20 protein-coding genes and 1 riboswitch are annotated in these 15986 nt (G+C 74.2%); of the genes, 8 read left to right on the top strand and 12 right to left on the bottom strand.

Going from position 1 to position 15986, the window contains the following annotated elements:
- Positions 1 to 172 precede the first annotated feature (172 nt).
- Positions 173 to 1615: an NADP-dependent phosphogluconate dehydrogenase gene (gene gnd / locus AC5L3Z_RS23850; protein WP_494845152.1), complete on the bottom strand. Its 1443-nt coding sequence runs from the start codon at positions 1613 to 1615 to the stop codon at positions 173 to 175.
- Between the two features lie 385 nt (positions 1616 to 2000).
- Here gnd and AC5L3Z_RS23845 point away from each other — a divergent pair, with 385 nt between their 5' ends.
- Positions 2001 to 2255 (top strand): hypothetical protein, encoded by a 255-nt coding sequence (locus AC5L3Z_RS23845; RefSeq protein WP_494845151.1) that lies wholly within the window; start codon positions 2001 to 2003, stop codon positions 2253 to 2255.
- 175 nt (positions 2256 to 2430) lie between these two features.
- Here AC5L3Z_RS23845 and AC5L3Z_RS23840 read toward each other — a convergent pair whose 3' ends face one another.
- The 3 genes from AC5L3Z_RS23840 to AC5L3Z_RS23830 all read right to left on the bottom strand — a co-directional run bounded on the left by AC5L3Z_RS23840 (position 2431) and on the right by AC5L3Z_RS23830 (position 5399).
- Positions 2431 to 3231: an energy-coupling factor transporter transmembrane component T family protein gene (locus AC5L3Z_RS23840; protein ID WP_494845150.1), complete on the bottom strand. Its 801-nt coding sequence runs from the start codon at positions 3229 to 3231 to the stop codon at positions 2431 to 2433.
- On the bottom strand, positions 3228 to 4706 hold the full coding sequence (locus AC5L3Z_RS23835) for an ABC transporter ATP-binding protein (protein ID WP_494845163.1): 1479 nt from the start codon (positions 4704 to 4706) through the stop codon (positions 3228 to 3230). The genes AC5L3Z_RS23840 and AC5L3Z_RS23835 overlap by 4 nt, the downstream gene beginning before the upstream one ends.
- A 105-nt stretch (positions 4707 to 4811) precedes the next feature.
- Entirely contained in the window at positions 4812 to 5399 is a 588-nt protein-coding gene (locus AC5L3Z_RS23830) for an ECF transporter S component (protein WP_494845149.1), read from the bottom strand.
- A 73-nt stretch (positions 5400 to 5472) separates the two neighbouring features.
- Positions 5473 to 5578, bottom strand: a riboswitch (TPP riboswitch).
- 97 nt (positions 5579 to 5675) lie between these two features.
- On the opposite strand from AC5L3Z_RS23830, the gene AC5L3Z_RS23825 reads away from it, so the two are divergent.
- The 5 genes from AC5L3Z_RS23825 (at position 5676) to AC5L3Z_RS23805 (ending at position 10322) form a co-directional block, all read left to right on the top strand.
- Positions 5676 to 5981 (top strand): hypothetical protein, encoded by a 306-nt coding sequence (locus AC5L3Z_RS23825; protein ID WP_494845147.1) that lies wholly within the window; start codon positions 5676 to 5678, stop codon positions 5979 to 5981.
- Between the two features lie 10 nt (positions 5982 to 5991).
- Positions 5992 to 6822, top strand: a complete 831-nt coding sequence (locus tag AC5L3Z_RS23820; RefSeq protein ID WP_494845146.1) for an alpha/beta fold hydrolase — start codon at positions 5992 to 5994, stop codon at positions 6820 to 6822.
- Positions 6823 to 6882: 60 nt separating this feature from the next.
- Positions 6883 to 7632 carry a sugar isomerase domain-containing protein gene (locus tag AC5L3Z_RS23815; protein ID WP_494845144.1) on the top strand — a complete coding sequence of 250 codons (750 nt, stop codon included), beginning with the start codon at positions 6883 to 6885 and terminating at the stop codon, positions 7630 to 7632.
- A gap of 90 nt (positions 7633 to 7722) precedes the next feature.
- Positions 7723 to 8223: a DUF6328 family protein gene (locus AC5L3Z_RS23810; protein WP_494845143.1), complete on the top strand. Its 501-nt coding sequence runs from the start codon at positions 7723 to 7725 to the stop codon at positions 8221 to 8223.
- 128 nt (positions 8224 to 8351) lie between these two features.
- Positions 8352 to 10322 (top strand): acyl-CoA dehydrogenase family protein, encoded by a 1971-nt coding sequence (locus AC5L3Z_RS23805; RefSeq protein ID WP_494845142.1) that lies wholly within the window; start codon positions 8352 to 8354, stop codon positions 10320 to 10322.
- 146 nt (positions 10323 to 10468) lie between these two features.
- Here the strand turns inward: AC5L3Z_RS23805 and AC5L3Z_RS23800 are convergent, their stop codons facing one another.
- From AC5L3Z_RS23800 to AC5L3Z_RS23765, 8 genes are all read right to left on the bottom strand, one after another.
- Complete coding sequence (locus AC5L3Z_RS23800; protein WP_494845141.1) at positions 10469 to 10636, bottom strand: hypothetical protein; 168 nt, start codon at positions 10634 to 10636, stop codon at positions 10469 to 10471.
- Between the two features lie 9 nt (positions 10637 to 10645).
- Positions 10646 to 11251 carry a hypothetical protein gene (locus AC5L3Z_RS23795; protein ID WP_494845139.1) on the bottom strand — a complete coding sequence of 202 codons (606 nt, stop codon included), beginning with the start codon at positions 11249 to 11251 and terminating at the stop codon, positions 10646 to 10648.
- 67 nt (positions 11252 to 11318) lie between these two features.
- Positions 11319 to 11717, bottom strand: a complete 399-nt coding sequence (locus AC5L3Z_RS23790) for a Fur family transcriptional regulator (RefSeq protein WP_494845138.1) — start codon at positions 11715 to 11717, stop codon at positions 11319 to 11321.
- Positions 11714 to 12013, bottom strand: coding sequence for an ArsR/SmtB family transcription factor (locus AC5L3Z_RS23785; protein WP_494845137.1), 300 nt, complete (start codon positions 12011 to 12013; stop codon positions 11714 to 11716). The genes AC5L3Z_RS23790 and AC5L3Z_RS23785 overlap by 4 nt, the downstream gene beginning before the upstream one ends.
- A 43-nt stretch (positions 12014 to 12056) precedes the next feature.
- Positions 12057 to 12923: a metal ABC transporter permease gene (locus AC5L3Z_RS23780; protein ID WP_334528095.1), complete on the bottom strand. Its 867-nt coding sequence runs from the start codon at positions 12921 to 12923 to the stop codon at positions 12057 to 12059.
- 3 nt (positions 12924 to 12926) lie between these two features.
- Positions 12927 to 13688 (bottom strand): metal ABC transporter ATP-binding protein, encoded by a 762-nt coding sequence (locus tag AC5L3Z_RS23775; protein WP_494845135.1) that lies wholly within the window; start codon positions 13686 to 13688, stop codon positions 12927 to 12929.
- Positions 13685 to 14635: a metal ABC transporter substrate-binding protein gene (locus AC5L3Z_RS23770; protein ID WP_494845134.1), complete on the bottom strand. Its 951-nt coding sequence runs from the start codon at positions 14633 to 14635 to the stop codon at positions 13685 to 13687. Before AC5L3Z_RS23770 ends, AC5L3Z_RS23775 begins: the two co-directional genes overlap by 4 nt.
- A 54-nt stretch (positions 14636 to 14689) precedes the next feature.
- Positions 14690 to 14947: a DUF6703 family protein gene (locus tag AC5L3Z_RS23765; RefSeq protein ID WP_494845133.1), complete on the bottom strand. Its 258-nt coding sequence runs from the start codon at positions 14945 to 14947 to the stop codon at positions 14690 to 14692.
- A 27-nt stretch (positions 14948 to 14974) separates the two neighbouring features.
- Between AC5L3Z_RS23765 and AC5L3Z_RS23760 the strand changes: the two genes are divergently transcribed.
- On the top strand, positions 14975 to 15316 hold the full coding sequence (locus AC5L3Z_RS23760; protein WP_494845131.1) for an antibiotic biosynthesis monooxygenase family protein: 342 nt from the start codon (positions 14975 to 14977) through the stop codon (positions 15314 to 15316).
- Positions 15317 to 15433: 117 nt separating this feature from the next.
- Complete coding sequence (locus tag AC5L3Z_RS23755) at positions 15434 to 15907, top strand: hypothetical protein (RefSeq protein ID WP_494845162.1); 474 nt, start codon at positions 15434 to 15436, stop codon at positions 15905 to 15907.
- Positions 15908 to 15986: the final 79 nt, after the last annotated feature.

Genomic DNA, 15986 nt, shown 5'->3' with positions numbered 1-15986 from the left:
GACGACAACCGCTTCCCCGGCATGAATCCCCATCCTCACGAGAATCCACCCCGTTGCAACAACCACTTGAGCCCAAGGTCGGTGATACCGCGAAACGCCGCAAAGCGAGTCGATCAGCCGGCGGCGATCAGCCGGCCCGCGGTGGTCGGGCGGCGGGCGTCAGCGGCGGGCGTCAGGCCGGGGACTCGGAGCGGTCGCCGGCCCAGACGGTGTGGAACGAGCCCTCCCGGTCGACCCGGTGGTAGGTGTGCGCGCCGAAGTTGTCCCGCAGCCCCTGGATCAGCGCCGCCGGCAGCCGCTCGGCGCGCAGCGCGTCGAAGTACGCCAGCGACGAGGAGAACGCCGGCGTCGGCACCCCCGCCCGGGCGGCGTCGGCCACCACCCGTCGCCAGCTCGGCACCCCGGCGCTGACCGCTTCGGCGAAGTACGGCGCCACCAGCAGCGTCGACAACTCCGGCTCGGCGTCGTACGCCTCCCGGATCCGGTCGAGGAAGCGGGCCCGGATGATGCAGCCGCCCCGCCAGATGGTGGCGGTGCCGCCCAGGTCGATGTCCCAGTCGTACTCCCGGCTGCCGGCGCGGATGTGGTCGAAGCCCTGGGCGTACGCGACGATCTTGCTGGCTAGCAGCGCGCGCCGGACGTCCTCGACGAAGGTCTCCCGGTCGTCCACCTGCCACTTCTCCCCGGCGTCGCCGAAGGCGCGGCGGGCGGCCGCCCGCTGGTCGGCGTGGCCGGACAGCGACCGGGCGAAGGTGGCCTCGGCGATGCCGGTGATCGGGATGCCGAGGTCCAGCGCGCTCTGCACGGTCCAGCGGCCGGTGCCCTTCTGCTCGGCCTGGTCGAGCACCACGTCGACGAAGGGCCGGCCGGTCGCCGCGTCGGTGTGCGCCAGCACGTCGGCGGTGATCTCGATGAGGAAGGACTCCAGCTCGCCGGTGTTCCACTCCCGGAAGATCTCCGCGATCTCCGCCGGGCCGGCCGAGAGCCCGGCCCGCAACAGGTTGTAGGCCTCGGCGATGAGCTGCATGTCGGCGTACTCGATGCCGTTGTGGACCATCTTGACGAAGTGGCCGGCGCCGTCCGGCCCGATGTGCCGGCAGCACGGGACGCCGTCCACCTGCGCGGCGATCTTCTCGAACATCGGGCCGAGCTTCGCGTACGACTCGGCGGAGCCGCCGGGCATGATGCTCGGGCCGAGCAGGGCGCCCTCCTCGCCGCCGGAGACGCCGGTGCCGACGAAGTGCAGCCCGTGTGCGCGCAGCGCCTCCTCCCGGCGGCGGGTGTCCGCGAAGTGTGCGTTGCCGCAGTCGACGACGATGTCCCCCTCCTCCAGCAGCGGGATCAGCTCGTCGATGACCGCGTCGGTGCCGGCGCCCGCCTTGACCATCACGATCACCGCCCGGGGCCGCTCCAACGAGGCGACGAAGTCCGCGAGGGATTCCGACGGTACGAAGGTGCCCTCGTCACCGTGCTCGGCCAGCAGGCTGCGGGTGCGCTCCGGCGAGCGGTTGTGCACCGCCACGGTGAAGCCGTTGCGGGCCAGGTTCCGGGCCAGGTTGCGGCCCATCACCGCCAGCCCGGTCACGCCGATCTGCGCCGTCGCCTGCTCCGCCATCCGTACCCGCCACCTCTCGTCGGCCTGCCGTCCTGCGACCGTATCGCGGTCGGCGGCGCCACGGGCCCGGACATCGACGCTGGGTGAGCGGCGCGGCGCACCCTGTCGTCGCGGGGGCGACGGCTCTCGGCCCGCCCGGCCCCGGCCCGCGCCGGGTCGGGACGGTAATTCGGCTGCGACCGGGTCCGCTTCGGGGTTAGGGTGCGGGCATGCGTAAGTGACGCCCCACCTTCAGAGCCGGACCGCCGCCGTGGCAGCGGGTCCGTGCACTCCGGGCGTCCGCATTCCCACCTCTTCGGGTGGTCTCCGTGGTCGGGTCGCCCGGGTCGTTCCCGTCCGTCGACCGCCCGCCCGGCGGCGCGGTCCCCGCCGAAGGAGGCAGCGTATGCCCGCCAAGCGCAATCCGAAGAAGTCCCGCCGACCGGCGCCGTCCGTGGCGGCGGTTACCCCGCCGGATCTCGACGCGCTCACCGTGGCGCCGTCGACGCCGGTGCCGCCGTCGACCGGTACGGCGTCACCGACCGTTCCCGCCCGGGAGACCCCGCCACCGCCGCCGCGCACCGGGCCGGTGGTGCGGGGTGGTGGCGGCTCGACCGCCGCCCGCGGCCAGAGCCGGCGGTACGCCTTCCGCCGGAGCTGACCGGCCCGGGCCGGCCGGCGCCCACGCCCAGCCCCGGTCCGGGCGCGGCCGGCACGAGCGTGGACCGCCCGCACGATTCGCGGCGGGTCGCGGTTTCCCGACACTGCGACACCGCGACACGCCGCGAAGCGGGGGCGACCGGCCGGCGGTGACCAGCTCGGCCCCGCGAGCCCGGTCAGCCGATCAGCGGGCGGAAGGTGCCGAGGGCGATGCTGACCGCCAGCGCCGCGCCGGCCAGCGCCCCGGCGCCGAGGATCAGCAGGGTGTCGGCGAGCCCGAAGCGCTGCCGCCGGGCGACCGTACGCGGGATGCCGGCGTCGAAGCCGCGCGCGTCCATCGCGACCGCCAGCCGGGTGCCCCGCCGGATCGCGCCGACCAGCAGCGCGAACGCGGTCGACCCGAACAGCCGCAGCTTCGCCACCGGGTTGCGGCCGGCGTCGACGCCGCGCGCGCGGCGGGCCATCCCGATCATCTGCCACTCCTGGCCGAGCAGCGGCACCAGCCGGAACGCGGCGAGCGCCCCGATGGCGAACCGGGCCGGTGCGCGGGCGTTCTGGATCAGCGCGTCGGCCAGGTCGGTCGGGTCGGTGGTGGCGAAGACGATCACCCCGGGCAGGGCCACCGCGAACGTCCGCAGCACCAGGCCGAGCGCGGTGACCAGGACGCCCGAGGTGACCAGCAGCGGCCCGGCGTCGAGCAGCACCCGGCCGGAGCGGTCCGCGGCGAAGAGGACCAGCGTGACCACGATCCCGGCGCCGCCGGCGAGCAGCGGCAGGGCCCGCCGGGCGAGCACCCGGTAGCGGATCCCGAACAGCGGCAGCACCGCCAGCTCGACCCCGATGGCGATCGCCGGCGCGACCGGGTCCAGGGTGGCGATCAGCACGAACGAGAAGACCAGGGCCGCGCCGAGCTTCGCCACCGGGTTGCGCCGGGCCAGCGGGGCGCCGGGCGCGGCGACCGGTTCCAGGCTGATCACCGGCGACGCTCCGGGCCCGCGTGCCGATCCGCCGGGTCGGCCGGCGGTGTCCCCGGCTCGGACCGGCGGTCCAGGGTGACGGTGCGATCGGCCAGCGCGGCGACGAAGTCCGTGTCGTGGGTGACCGCGACGATGCCGTGCCCGGCGTCGCGCAGCTCGGCGAGGAGGTCGACCAGCTCCCGCCAGGTCCGCCGGTCCTGACCGAAGGTCGGCTCGTCGCAGATCAGCAGCCGGGGGGCGGTGGCCAGGGCGGTCGCCACGCTCAGCCGCCGGGCCTCCCCGCCGGAGAGGGTGTACGGGTTGGCGCCGGCCAGCCGGCTCAGTCGGAGCCGGTCCAGCAGGCCGTCCACGGTGGCCCGGACCTCCGCCTCGGTGCGTCCGGTGCGGCGCGGACCGAGCGCCAGCTCGTCGAAGACGGTGCCGGTGACGAACTGGTGCTCCGGGTCCTGGAAGACCGAGCCGATCCGGCGGGTCAGCGCGGGCGCCCGCCAGCGGTGTGGGGGAGTGCGGGCGTCGGCGCCGGCCAGTTCGGGCGTCGCGGTGACCCGGCCGACGCCCGGGCGGAGCAGCCCGCCGAGCAGCAGGGCGAGGGTGGACTTGCCGGCGCCGTTGGGCCCGAGGACGGCGAGCGCCTCGCCGGCGCGTACCTCGAGGTCGGTGGAGGCCAGCCGGGGCGGCAGGCCGAGCCGGTCGGCGGCGAGCAACCGGTCGCCGGCGGGCGCGGTGGCGTGCCGGGGCGGGATGGTCCTGCCGGGCACCCAGACGCCCTCGGCGGCGAGCGCCTCACCATGCGCGGCGAAGACGGCCTCCGGCGGGCCGTCCGCGCGGATCCCGCCGCCGGCCTCCAGCACCACCACCCGGTCCACCAGCGGCAACGCCTCGGCGACCCGGTGCTCGACCAGGATCAGGGTGGTGTCGGCGTCCAGTGCCCCGGCCACCGCCTGCCGGACCAGCTCGGCGCCGGCCGGGTCGAGGTTGGCGGTCGGCTCGTCGAGCAGCAGCAGCGCCGGGCGCGTGGCGAGCGCCCCGGCCAGGGCGAGGCGCTGCTGTTCGCCGCCGGAGAGCGCCGCGGTGGGCCGGTCCCGGTGGTACGGGAAGCCGACCCGGCGCAGCGCCTCATCCACCCGGGGCCAGATCTCGTCGGCGGGCACGCCGCGGTTCTCCAGCCCGAACGCGACGTCGTCGCCGCAGCGGGCCATCACCAGCTGGGTCTCCGGGTCCTGGAAGACGATGCCGACCCGTTCCCGGTCCTTGCGCGGGTCGAGCCCGTCGATCTCGACGGTGCCCTCCTGCTCGCCGGAGTCCTCCGGCAGCAGACCGGCCAGCGCGGCGAGCAGGGTGCTCTTGCCGGCCCCGGAGGGCCCCAGCAGCAGCACCCGCTCGCCGCGTTCGATCCGCAGGTCGACGCCGTGCACCGCCCAGCGTTTCCGCCCCGCGTGCCGCCACCCGAACCCCCGCAGCGTCACCGCCCCCACGCGCACCCCCCGGCTTTCCACCCTGCTCCGTCGAGCCCGGGGTCGACGGCGGTTCCGGAGATCCACGTCGCCGCCGACCTCATGCTCGACATGTCTGGAGGCGGGTCAGACGGCGGCGCGTTCGCGGCCGGCGGGGAACCGGTCGAGGACGCCGGTGCCGGCCAGGGCGCGGGTCAGCGCGACGCCGCCCAGGCCGGCGACGAGCAGCGAGCTGACGGTCGTGATCAGGATGTAGGGGACGCGGAAGCTGCCCCAGGCGGTCTCCGGGTACCAGATGAAGACGTCGTAGAGCGCCGCCGCGAGGCCGGCCAGGGTGGCGGCCAGCAGGGCGACGGGCAGCCGGAAGACCCGGTACCCGAACGCCGCGAAGGCAAGCTCCGCCGCGGCGGCCTCCAGCGGGCCCTGGATGACCAGGGTCCAACCCCAGCTGCTGCCCAGCGCCACCGAGATCAGCGCGGCGACGGTGAGCGTGAAGAAGGCGGCACCCGGCTTGCGGATGATCAGCCCGCCGAGGACGGCGGGGACCAGCCAGACGCCGTAGATGGCGGCCCGGCCGGGCAGCGGAATGGCGTCCGCGGGGCCGTTCCAGAGCAGGCCCCAGGCCCAGAAGATGATGCCGAAGGCCACCCCGAGCACCGCCGCGATGACGATGTCGATGGTGCGCCACCGGTTGGCGATGGTGTCGTTCTGCATGATCGCTCCCAGTTCAGAGGAAAGAACCAGGAGAAGACGCACGCCGCGCCCGGTGCTGCCGGACGGCGGCGCGGCTGGAGGTCGACCGAACTCCCTGCGCTGGCATTACCCAGATCAGGTTCGAGGGTCTGCGGGCGGTGCCCGCACTCTCAGCGCTGTGCGCTCCCCTGTCGGATATGAAGTTGTCTCGTCGACGCTAACACCTACGAAGATCATCGAGCAAAGTGATCTTTCCGCAGCTCACGAAGCCTTGCCCGGCGATGCCACCCTGGCGGCATGCGCGAGCCTCGACCGAATCCGTACACCGACCTCCGCATGGTGTTGCTCGGGCTGGCCATCGGCCTGCTGCCGATCGCGGTGGCCCTCGTCGTGACCTCGGTCGGCCGGGGCGACCTCGGCCGGGCGCTGCTCTTCCTGCTGCCCGTGCTGGCCATCGGGCTCGTCGCCGGCTCTGGACCTGGGCCCACGACCGGGCCCTGGCCAGGTGGGAACGCGACCGCCGGGCAGGCCGGCTGCGGTGGTGGCGGGTCCGGCCCTGATCCGGCGGTCGCGGGACGGGTGCTCCGGCGCCGACCTCGGTAGGCTGCCGATCATGCGGGTCGAGGCGCGAGGGCTGACATTCGAGGTACGCACCGGCGGCCCGGAGGGCGGCGACGCCGTCCTCCTGCTGCACGGGTTCCCGCAGCACAGCGGGGAATGGGACGAGGTGGTGCCGGCGCTGCACGCCGCCGGCCTGCGCACGTACGCGCTGGACCAGCGGGGCTACTCGCCGGGCGCCCGACCCGCCGAGGTGGCCGCGTACCGGGCCCCGGAGCTGGTCGCGGACGCGGTGGCGGTGCTCGACGCCCTCGGCGTCGACGCGGCCCACGTGGTGGGGCACGACTGGGGGGCGATGGTCGCCTGGGGCCTCGCCGCGCAGCACCCGCAGCGGGTGCGCACGCTGACCGCCGTCTCCGTCCCGCACCCGGCCGCCTTCGGGTACGCCCTGGCCAAGGACCCGCAGCAGAAGGCCCGCTCGTCGTACATGCTGCTGTTCCGCCAGGAGGGCAAGGCGGAGAAGGTGCTGCTGGCGTTGAAGGCGGCAGCCCTGCGCAAGCTGCTCTCCGGGGTGGGTGACGCCGAGCGGGTCGCCCGGTACGCCGAGCCGATGCGGGAGCCGGGCGCGCTGACCGGCGCGCTGAACTGGTACCGGGCGATGTCCAACGAGGACCTGGGCCGGATCGGAACGGTCACGGTGCCCACCACGTACGTCTGGAGCGACAGGGACGTCGCCATCGGACGGACCGCCGCCGAGGCGTGCGCCTCCCACGTCGCGGGTGACTACCGCTTCGTGGCGCTCTCCGGCCTCACCCACTGGATCCCGGACCAGGCGCCGGGTCCACTGGCCGAGGCGATCCTGGCCCGGGTCCGCACCCTGGGCTGACCGGGTGTCGGCGGTGCCCGGGCGCGACGACCAGCAGGAGAACGAGGGGACGGAGACGGCATGACGGTGAGCGGCGAGGCGTACCTGGCGGTGGTGACCGGGGCGATCGACCGGGTGGCGCGGAGCCAGCGGGACGCGGTGGGTCAGGCGGGCGACCTGATCGCCGCGGCGTTGCGGGACGACGGGGTGGTGCACGCCTTCGGCACCGGCCACTCCGAGGCGCTGGCCATGGAGATCGCCGGGCGGGCCGGCGGGCTGGTGCCCACCAACCGGATCGCGCTGCGCGACCTGGTGCTGATCGGCGGGGAGCCGGCGAGCATCCTCGGTCCGCACCTGGAGCGCGACCCGGCGGTGGCGCACCGCCTCTACGAGCTCGCCCCGGTCCGCCCGGCGGACGTCTTCGTGCTCGCGTCCAACTCCGGGGTCAACGGCGCCATGGTCGAGTTCGCCTCGGTGGTGAAGGAGCGGGGACACCGGCTGATCGCGATCACCTCGGCGGAGCACTCGGGGCGGATGACCTCCCGCCACCCGTCGGGGCGCAAGCTCGCCGACTTCGCCGACGTGGTGCTGGACAACGGCGCCCCGTACGGCGACGCGACGCTGCCGCTGCCCGACGGCGGCGCGGTCGGCGCGGTCTCCTCGATCACGGCGGCCCTGCTGGCCCAGCAGATCGTGGCCGAGACGGTGGCCCGGCTGATCGCGGCGGGGGAGCGGCCCCCGGTTTACCTGTCGGCGAACATCGCCGGTGGCGACGAGCACAACGCCGCGCTGGAGGCCCGGTACGCGGGCCGGATCCGCCGCGGATCATGAGCTGGTTTCGCGCTGCTCCCGATCGGGCATTGGCGTTGCTGCCGTCGGGGTGAACCACCCCGACGGTACCGTCTCATCCGGAGGTAGCGCGTGTCGAAGGAATCCGAGAAGCAGCGCTGGCAGCGCAACTTCGCCGATCTGCTCCAGGAGCTGCGGGTGGCGCAGACCGGTGTGCAGATCCTCTTCGCCTTCCTGCTGACCCTGCCGTTCAGCAACGGCTTCCCCCGCGCCAGCGACTTCCAGAAGGACGTCTACATCGTCTCGCTGTTGTCGGCCGCCGCCGCCACCGCGATGATCATCTCGCCGGTGGCCTTCCACCGGGCGCTGTTCCGGCAGGGCCGCAAGCCCGAGCTGGTCCGCTTCGCGCACCGGATGGCCAGCGGTGGACTGGGCTTCATGCTCATCTCGATGGTGGCCGCGGTGCTGCTGATCACCGACTTCGTGCTCAGCCGGCCGATCGCCCTGGTGCTCAGCGCGGTCACCGCGCTGTGGTTCCTGACCTTCTGGATGATCCTGCCGTTCGTCCGCCGCAACTGGGGTGAGGACGACATCGAGGACGAGGAGGACAGCCTCCAGCTATCCGCCCACTGAGCCGTCACCTCGGTCACCGGTCGGAAAATCGGACGTGCGCGCGAGGCTACCCCTGGGTAACACCCGGGGGTAGCGTGCTGTTTGTCGAGCACGTTGACGCAGCCGGACTGAGGTTCGAGGGGGCAGCCGTGACCACGACGCAGAACAGCCGACCCAGCCAGGACGGCGCCGGACCACTGCCCGGCGAGGCGGGTCAGGTCTCCGAGCGGGAGGCCCGCCAGGTCGCCGAGGCGGCCCGGGAGTCGGCCTGGGACCGGCCCAGCTTCGGCAAGGAACTCTTCCTCGGCCGGTTCCGGCTGGATCTGATCAACCCGTGGCCGCGCTCCGACCCGGCCGACACCGAACGCGCGGAAGGGTTCCTCGCCGAGTTCGCCGACTACCTCACCACCGAGGTGGACGGCGCCGCCATCGAACGGGACGCCCGGATCCCCGACGAGGTCTTCCAGGGGATGGCCCGGCTCGGCGCGTTCGGCATGAAGATTGACCGCGGGTACGGCGGCCTCGGCCTGAGCAACCTGCACTACTGCCGGGCGCTGATGCTGGCCGGCTCGGTCAGCCCGGCGATCGGCGCGCTGCTCTCCGCCCACCAGTCCATCGGCGTCCCGCAGCCGCTGAAGATGTTCGGCACCGCCGAGCAGAAGCAGCGCTTCCTGCCCCGGCTGGCCGCCGGCGAGGTCTCCGCGTTCCTGCTCACCGAGCCCGACGTCGGCTCCGACCCGGCCCGGCTGGCGACCACCGCCGAACCCACCGCCGACGGCACCGGCTACCGGCTCAACGGGGTGAAGCTCTGGGCCACCAACGGCACCGTCGCCACCCTGCTGGTGGTGATGGCCCGGGTGCCGGCCGCCGAGGGGCGGCGCGGCGGCATCACCGCGTTCGTGGTGGACGCCGACAGCGAGGGCATCACCGTCGAGCGGCGCAACGCCTTCGTCGGCCTGCGTGGCCTGGAGAACAGCGTCACCCGCTTCCACGACGTCTTCGTGCCGAAGGAGAACGTCATCGGCGGCGAGGGCAAGGGTCTCAAGATCGCACTCACCACGTTGAACACCGGCCGACTCTCGCTGCCGGCGATGTGCGTGGGCGCCGGCAAGTGGTCGCTGAACGTGGCCCGGGAGTGGGCCGCCGAGCGGGTGCAGTGGGGCCGGCCGGTCGGCGAGCACGAGGCGGTCGCCCAGAAGTTGGCCTTCATCGCCGCCACCACGTACGGCATGGAGACCATGTTGGACCTCTGCTGCCTGCTCGCCGACGACGACCGCACCGACATCCGGATCGAGGCGGCGCTGGTCAAGCTCTACGCCAGCGAGATGGCCTGGAAGATCGCCGACGAGCTGATCCAGATCCGGGGCGGCCGCGGCTACGAGACGGCCGACTCGCTGGCCGCCCGGGGTGAACGCCCGGCCGCGGTGGAGCAGCTGATGCGGGACCTGCGGATCAACCGGATCTTCGAGGGCTCCACCGAGATCATGCACCTGCTCATCGCCCGGGAGGCGGTCGACGCCCACCTCTCGGTGGCCGGGGACATCATCGACCCGGACGCCGGGCTGGGCCGCAAGGCGAAGGCGGGGGCCCGGGCCGGCATCTTCTACGCGAGGTGGCTGCCCACCCTCGCCGTCGGCCGGGGGCAGAGCCCGAACGCGTACGCCGAGTTCGGGCCGCTCGCCGGGCACCTGCGCCAGGTGGAGCGGTACTCCCGCAAGCTGGCCCGGTCGACGTTCTACGCGATGTCCCGCTGGCAGGGAAAGATGGAGCGCAAGCAGGCGTTCCTCGGCCGGGTGGTGGACATCGGCGCGGAGTTGTTCGCGATGTCCGCCGTCTGCGTCCGGGCCAACGCGGAGCGGGACACCCGACCGGAGAACGTCGAGCTGGCCGACCTGTTCTGCCGGCAGGCCCGGGTCCGCGTCGAGCAGCTCTTCACCGCCCTGTGGGAGAACACCGACTCCGTCGACGTCGCCGCCGCCAGACGGATTCTCGCCGGCCGGTACGCCGCCCTGGAGGAGGGCGTGCTGACCCCGCCGGCCGACGCTCCGTGGGTGTCGCGCTGGTCGCCCGGCCCGTCCACCGCCGAGGACGTCCGCCGCCGCATCCCGCCGGCGGGCTGACGCGCCGCCGGACGCGTCCCGTCACCGTTTGCGGCGGGTCGCGGTCTCCGGCCACCCGGACACCGCGACCCGCCGCAAACCGCGGGACGAGCCGACGTGCGGCCGGGTCCCGGCCGGGTCGGCGGCCCGCTGCGGGCGCGAAACGGTCAGCGGGCGACGGCCCAGGCCAGCACGGCGGCCAGGATGAGTCCGTTGAGGGCCGCGAGCACCAGGTACGCGGCCGGCGGGATCCTGCGCCCCCTGCGGACGAAGCTCACCAGGACGGCGGCGTAGCCGAGCAGCAGCACGGCGATGACGATCAGGAACCAGAGCACCGCCACACCCTACCGGCCGCCGCGCAGGCCGAGTCGGCGCAGCTCCAGCGCGGCGAGCGCGTCGACCGTGGCGTCGTCGCCCCGCCGCCATGCCTCCGCCACGTCCGGATCGATCCTGGTCAGGCGGCGCAGCGGCTGGCCGGCGAGCGCCCGCAGGGCCAGCAGGTCCCGTCCGGCGGGCGCGACGGCCAGCGCCTTCGCCGCGGCGGCCCGGCGCATCCAGCGCACCCGCAGCGGCAGCCACCCGAAGAGCACCAGGCCGAGTGGGAAGACCAGCACGGCGATGCTGAGCGCCAGGGCCAGTTGGCCGACCAGCTCCTGCTGGTCGCGTCCGGCCTCGGCCATCGCCCGGGCGGCGTCGGCGGCCTTGGTGAACGGTCCGGTCAGCTCGTCGCCGACCAGCGGCACCCGGCCGACCTTCCCGCCGGCCTCGGCCAGGTTGTCGGCGAGGCCGCCGCCGGCGCCCTCCAGCTTCCGCCCGGGTACGGCGAGCTTCTGCACCAGGTCGTGCAACCAGCTGGCGAAGCGGATCGCCGCGTACACCCAGGCGACGACGAGCAGGTCGGTGAGGAGCTGCCGGAGGGCGACGGGAAAACGGTCAGCGTAGATCTTCACGCCGCCAGCGTGCCACGGGCGCCGCCGCCCCGGTACCGCGCGAGCGGCCCGGAATCGGCGCGGCCCGTCAGCGGACGCAGGCCGGGCAGGTGCCGAAGATCTCCAGCGTGTGGCTGACGTCGGCGTACCCGTGCTGGGCCGCGACCCGCTCCGCCCAGGTCTCCACCGCCGGCCCGGCCACCTCGACGGTCCGGCCGCAGACCCGGCAGACCAGGTGGTGGTGGTGTCCCTCGCTGCACCGGCGGTAGAGGTGCTCGCCGCCGGGCGGGCGCATCACGTCGATTTCGCCCGCGTCGGCGAGCCCCTGCAGCGTCCGGTAGACGGTGGTCAGCCCGACCCGCTCGCCCCGGGTGCGCAGCATGGCGTGCAGGTCCTGCGCGCTGTGGAAGCCCTCCACCTCGGCGAGCAGGGCGCTCACCGCCGACCGCTGCCGGGTGTTCCGCAGCGCGGCCCCGCTCTCGCTCATGATCCCTCCCCGGCGTGGCTGACCGCGTCCGCCACGATGTGCGCGACGTGCTCGTCGACCAGGGCGTACGCGATCTCGCGGCCGCGGCGGGAACCGCGCACCACCCCGGCGCCGCGCAGCACCCGCAGGTGCTGGGAGACCAGTGGTTGCGCGGCGCCGAGCTTCTCCACCAGCTCGTGCACGCACCGTTCACCCTGCGCCAGCTCGCTCACGATCGCCAGCCGGATCGGGGCCGAGAGGGCGCGCAGCAGGTCACCCGCGCCCTCGAAGGCGTCGTACCCGTTCGTGCCGGTCACCCCGCAACGGTAACCAACACCGCCGACACGCCGCCGACCAGCGTCACCGGAGCACGACCTCGTGCGGTTCCGGGGCCGGTACGGCGGCCGGTGCGGCCCGTCGGCGCAGCAGCCGCCACCCGGCCGCGCCGAGGGCGACGACGAGGAAGGACGCGATCGCCAGCAGCACCACCGAGGCGCCGGGCGCGGTGTTCGCGGTGGCCGCCACCCACACCCCGGCCCCGGCGGCGAAGAGCCCCAGCGCCATCGCCGCGGTCATCGTGCTGCGGAAGCCCCGGGTCACCTGCTGGGCGGCGGCCACCGGCACCACCATCAGGGCGCTGATCAGCAGCACCCCGACCGCCTGCATGGCGATGGTGACGGTCACCGCGGTGGCGACCGCGAGCAGCAGGTTCAACGTCCGCACCGGCAGTCCGGAGACCCGGGCGTACTCCTCGTCGTGGCAGACGGCGAAGAGCGCCGGGCGCAGCCCCAGCATGACCACGCCGATCACCACGCCGAGGATCGCGATGGTGGCGAGGTCCCGCGGGAAGATGGTGGTCAGCGACCCGAACAGGTACGCGTTGAGGTTGGCGCTGGTGGCGTCGGAGAGCCCCACCAGCATCACCCCGCCGGCGATGCCGCCGTAGAAGAGCAGCGCCAGCGCCAGGTCGCCGGAGGTGCGCCCGCGCGCCCGGACCAGCTCGATGGCGACCGCGCCGAGGGTCGCCGCGACCACCGCCACCAGCACCGGGGAGCGGTTGAACAGCAGCCCGGCGCCGACCCCGGTCAGCGCCACGTGCCCGATGCCGTCGCCGACCAGGGCCAACCGCCGCTGCACCAGGTAGATCCCGAGCGCCGGGGCGGCCAGGCCGATGACCAGCGCGGCGATCAGCGCACGCTGCATGTAGGGGTACTGGAAGAGTTCCATCGCTCAGTTGCTCCACAGCCCGGCGGGCTCGTCGGGACCGTGCGGGTGCACGTGGTCGTGGTCGGGCTCCGCGTGGTGGCCGGCGGGTTCCGGCACCGGGCCGTCGTGACAGATGCCCCCCTGGTGTACGACCACCGCCCGGCTGATCAGCGGGCGCAGCGGCCCCAGCTCGTGGGCGACGAGGAGCACGGTGCCGCCACCGGCCACGAAGTCGTGCAGGGCGCCGGCGAACGCCTCCTGGCTGGTGGCGTCGACCCCGGCGGTCGGCTCGTCCAGCACCAGCAGCTCCGGCTCACCGGCCAGCGCGCGGGCGATCAGGGTGCGCTGCTGCTGGCCGCCGGAGAGGGTGGCGACCGGGTCGCCGGCCCGGTCGGCGAGCCCGACCGCGCGCAGCGCCGCGTCCACCGCGGCCCGGTCGGCGCGGCCCGGTGGGCGCAGCACGCCCCGGCGGGCCAGCCGGCCGGAGGCGACCACCTCGCGGACGGTGGCCGGCACGCCGCTGCCGGCGCCCAGCCGCTGCGGGACGTACCCGATGCGGTGCCACTGCCGGAAGCGGCGCTGCGGGGTGTCGAAGAGGGTGACCGACCCGGCGGTCAGCGGCACCAGTCCGAGCACGGCGCGGATCAGGGTGGACTTGCCGGAGCCGTTGGCGCCGAGCACGGCGACCACCTCGCCGGCGGCGACGGTCAGCGAGACGTCCCGCAGCACGGGACGGCCGTCGTAGCCGACCGCGCCGTGGGTGACGGTGATGACAGGTGCGCTCACGAGCAGCTCAACGCCGTCCGCAGGGTCTCCAGGTTGGTACGCATCACCGAAAGGTAGTCGCCGCCGGAGTCGGTCGACAGCCCTTCGAGCGGGTCCAGCACGGCGGTCTTCGCGCCGACCTCGGCGGCGATGGTCTCGGCGACCTTGGGGCTGACCAGCGTCTCGAAGAAGATCGTGGTGGCCTTGTGCTCGCGGGCCTCCTCGACGACCTCGGCGAGGCGCTGCGGGGCGGGCTCGGCCTCCGGGCTGAGCCCGGTGATGCCGACCTGCTCCAGCTGGTACCGGGTGGTGAGGTAGCCGAAGGCGGTGTGGCTGGTCACGATCTCCCGGCGCTGGCAGGTCTTCAGTCCGGCGGTGAAGTCGGCGTCGAGCTTCTCCAGCTCGCCGCGGAGCGCGGCGGCCCGGGCGCTGTAGTCGGCGGCCCGGTCCGGGTCGGCCTTACCGAGCCGCTCGGCGAGCTTGTCGCCGACGGTGGCCAGCCGGGTCGGGTCGAGCCAGAGGTGCGGGTCCTTGCCGCCGGACTGCTCGTCGGCGTGTCCGGCCTCACCCTCGTGCTCGTGGCCGGCGGCGGCGGCGTCGAGCAGGGGCTGCACGGTGGCCACGTCGAAGGCGCGGTCGCCGGCGTTCTGGTCGACCGCGTCGTCCACCGCCGGCTGGAAGCCCTTCAGGTAGACCACCAGCTCCGCCTCGCTGAGCTGACCGACCTGGCCGGGGTTGAGCTCCAGGTCGTGCGGCTCCGCGCCCGGCTTGACCAGGTTGGTGACCTTCACCGCGTCCCCGCCGATCCGGTCGGCGACGAACTGCAACGGGTAGAAGGCGGCCACCACGTCGACCCGCTGCGGGTCGGCGCCGGCCGCGCCGTCGTCGGAGCAGGCGGCCACGCCGCCCAGGGCGAGCAGGGCGGCGGCGGCGGTGGCCAGGGCGCGCGGAGCGGAGCGGCTGTTCATGACATCAACTCTCCGTGACAACGAGAATGATTGTCAAAAACGCATGATTGCATGTCAGAGCAGCTTGGCGAGGGCGAACGCGATCAGCAGGGTCAGCATCAGCAGCCGCACCACCCGCGTACGCGGCGCCTGCACCGGCCAGGTCGTGGCGAGCAGCCAGACCAGCGCGGCGGCGAGCGCCAGCAGCAGCGCCCCGCCGACCGGGCCGGGCGCGAAGAACGCCACCAGCACCAGCACCAGGGTGGCGAGGAACACCGACGTCGGGTTCGCCCGGGCCAACCGGGCCAGCAGAGGGCTCTGCGTACGCTGCATCCCACAGACTCTACGAGGAGGAACGCGGTGCTGGTCACCAACCGGTTCGTGGTCGACGTCGATGTCGCGGACGCCTTCGTGCCCCGGGCGCACGCCGCGCTGGCCGCGCTGGCCGCCCGCCCGGGCTACCTGCGCGGCGAACTCCTGCGCGCGCTGGACGACCCGGGCCACTGGTGCCTGGTCACCGAGTGGGAGTCGGTCGGGGCGTACCGGCGGGCGCTCGGCGGCTTCGACGTCAAGATCGCCGCGGTGCCGCTGCTCGCCGAGTCGGTCGACGAGCCGTCCGCGTACGAGACGCTGGCCAGCGCCGCCCCGGACGGTGCAGTCGTGGTGGCCGCCAGTGATCGGGCCTCGATTCCGCACCGCTGAGCCGGCGGGCACTACCCTTCTCCTATGACCGCTCCCGGCCCGGCAGCCCCACCGCCGCACCCCGCGACGCCCGGCCGGGAGGGCGACCCGTCGCCGGCCGGTCCGGCCGATCCGGGCGTGCCCGCCCCGCCGTCGGGGCCCGGTGTGGCGCCGCCGTTCGCCGCTCCGCCCACCGAGGGCGGCCGGGTGCGGCTCTGGATCGGGCTCGGCGTCGGCGCGCTCGCCCTGCTGATCTGCTGCGGCGGGGGTGGCGCCGCCGCGATCGGCCTGGTGGTCAGCAACGTCCAGGCGATCGAGGAGCAGGGCAAGTCGGTCACCGACGACTACTACCGCGCCCTGGTCGAGCAGGACTACGACCAGGCGTACGACAAGCTCTGCGACGACGCGCAGCGGCGCGAGCCGCGCGCGGACTTCGCGCAACGGGTGGCCGACGAGCCGGCGGTGGCCAGCTACCGGGTGGGTGAGGTCGACCCTGCCGCCCTCACCGTGCCGGTCGAGGTGACCTACCGCGGCGGCGGGCGGGACGCCCAGCAGGTGCGGCTCGCGCCCGACCAGCAGACGGGCGGCATGGAGGTCTGCGGGATCAGCTGAGCCGTCCCCCGGTATTCTGCTGGGCTCGGGACGCCGCTGGCCGTACCGTTGTCCCGAACTGCTCCTTCCGTCCACATCA

Source organism: Micromonospora sp. LZ37 (assembly GCF_059359015.1).
The sequence above is the reverse complement of the archived record's forward strand: the minus strand, read 5'-3'. Positions and strand labels throughout refer to the sequence as shown.

Coding starts and splice junctions, on each gene's coding strand:
- AC5L3Z_RS23770 (WP_494845134.1), bottom strand. CDS start 14,635: ATGAACAGCCGCTCCGCTCCGCGCGCCCTGGCCACCGCCGCCGCCGCC.
- gnd (WP_494845152.1), bottom strand. CDS start 1,615: ATGGCGGAGCAGGCGACGGCGCAGATCGGCGTGACCGGGCTGGCGGTG.
- AC5L3Z_RS23845 (WP_494845151.1), top strand. CDS start 2,001: ATGCCCGCCAAGCGCAATCCGAAGAAGTCCCGCCGACCGGCGCCGTCC.
- AC5L3Z_RS23820 (WP_494845146.1), top strand. CDS start 5,992: ATGCGGGTCGAGGCGCGAGGGCTGACATTCGAGGTACGCACCGGCGGC.
- AC5L3Z_RS23790 (WP_494845138.1), bottom strand. CDS start 11,717: ATGAGCGAGAGCGGGGCCGCGCTGCGGAACACCCGGCAGCGGTCGGCG.
- AC5L3Z_RS23825 (WP_494845147.1), top strand. CDS start 5,676: ATGCGCGAGCCTCGACCGAATCCGTACACCGACCTCCGCATGGTGTTG.
- AC5L3Z_RS23830 (WP_494845149.1), bottom strand. CDS start 5,399: ATGCAGAACGACACCATCGCCAACCGGTGGCGCACCATCGACATCGTC.
- AC5L3Z_RS23815 (WP_494845144.1), top strand. CDS start 6,883: ATGACGGTGAGCGGCGAGGCGTACCTGGCGGTGGTGACCGGGGCGATC.
- AC5L3Z_RS23780 (WP_334528095.1), bottom strand. CDS start 12,923: ATGGAACTCTTCCAGTACCCCTACATGCAGCGTGCGCTGATCGCCGCG.
- AC5L3Z_RS23765 (WP_494845133.1), bottom strand. CDS start 14,947: ATGCAGCGTACGCAGAGCCCTCTGCTGGCCCGGTTGGCCCGGGCGAAC.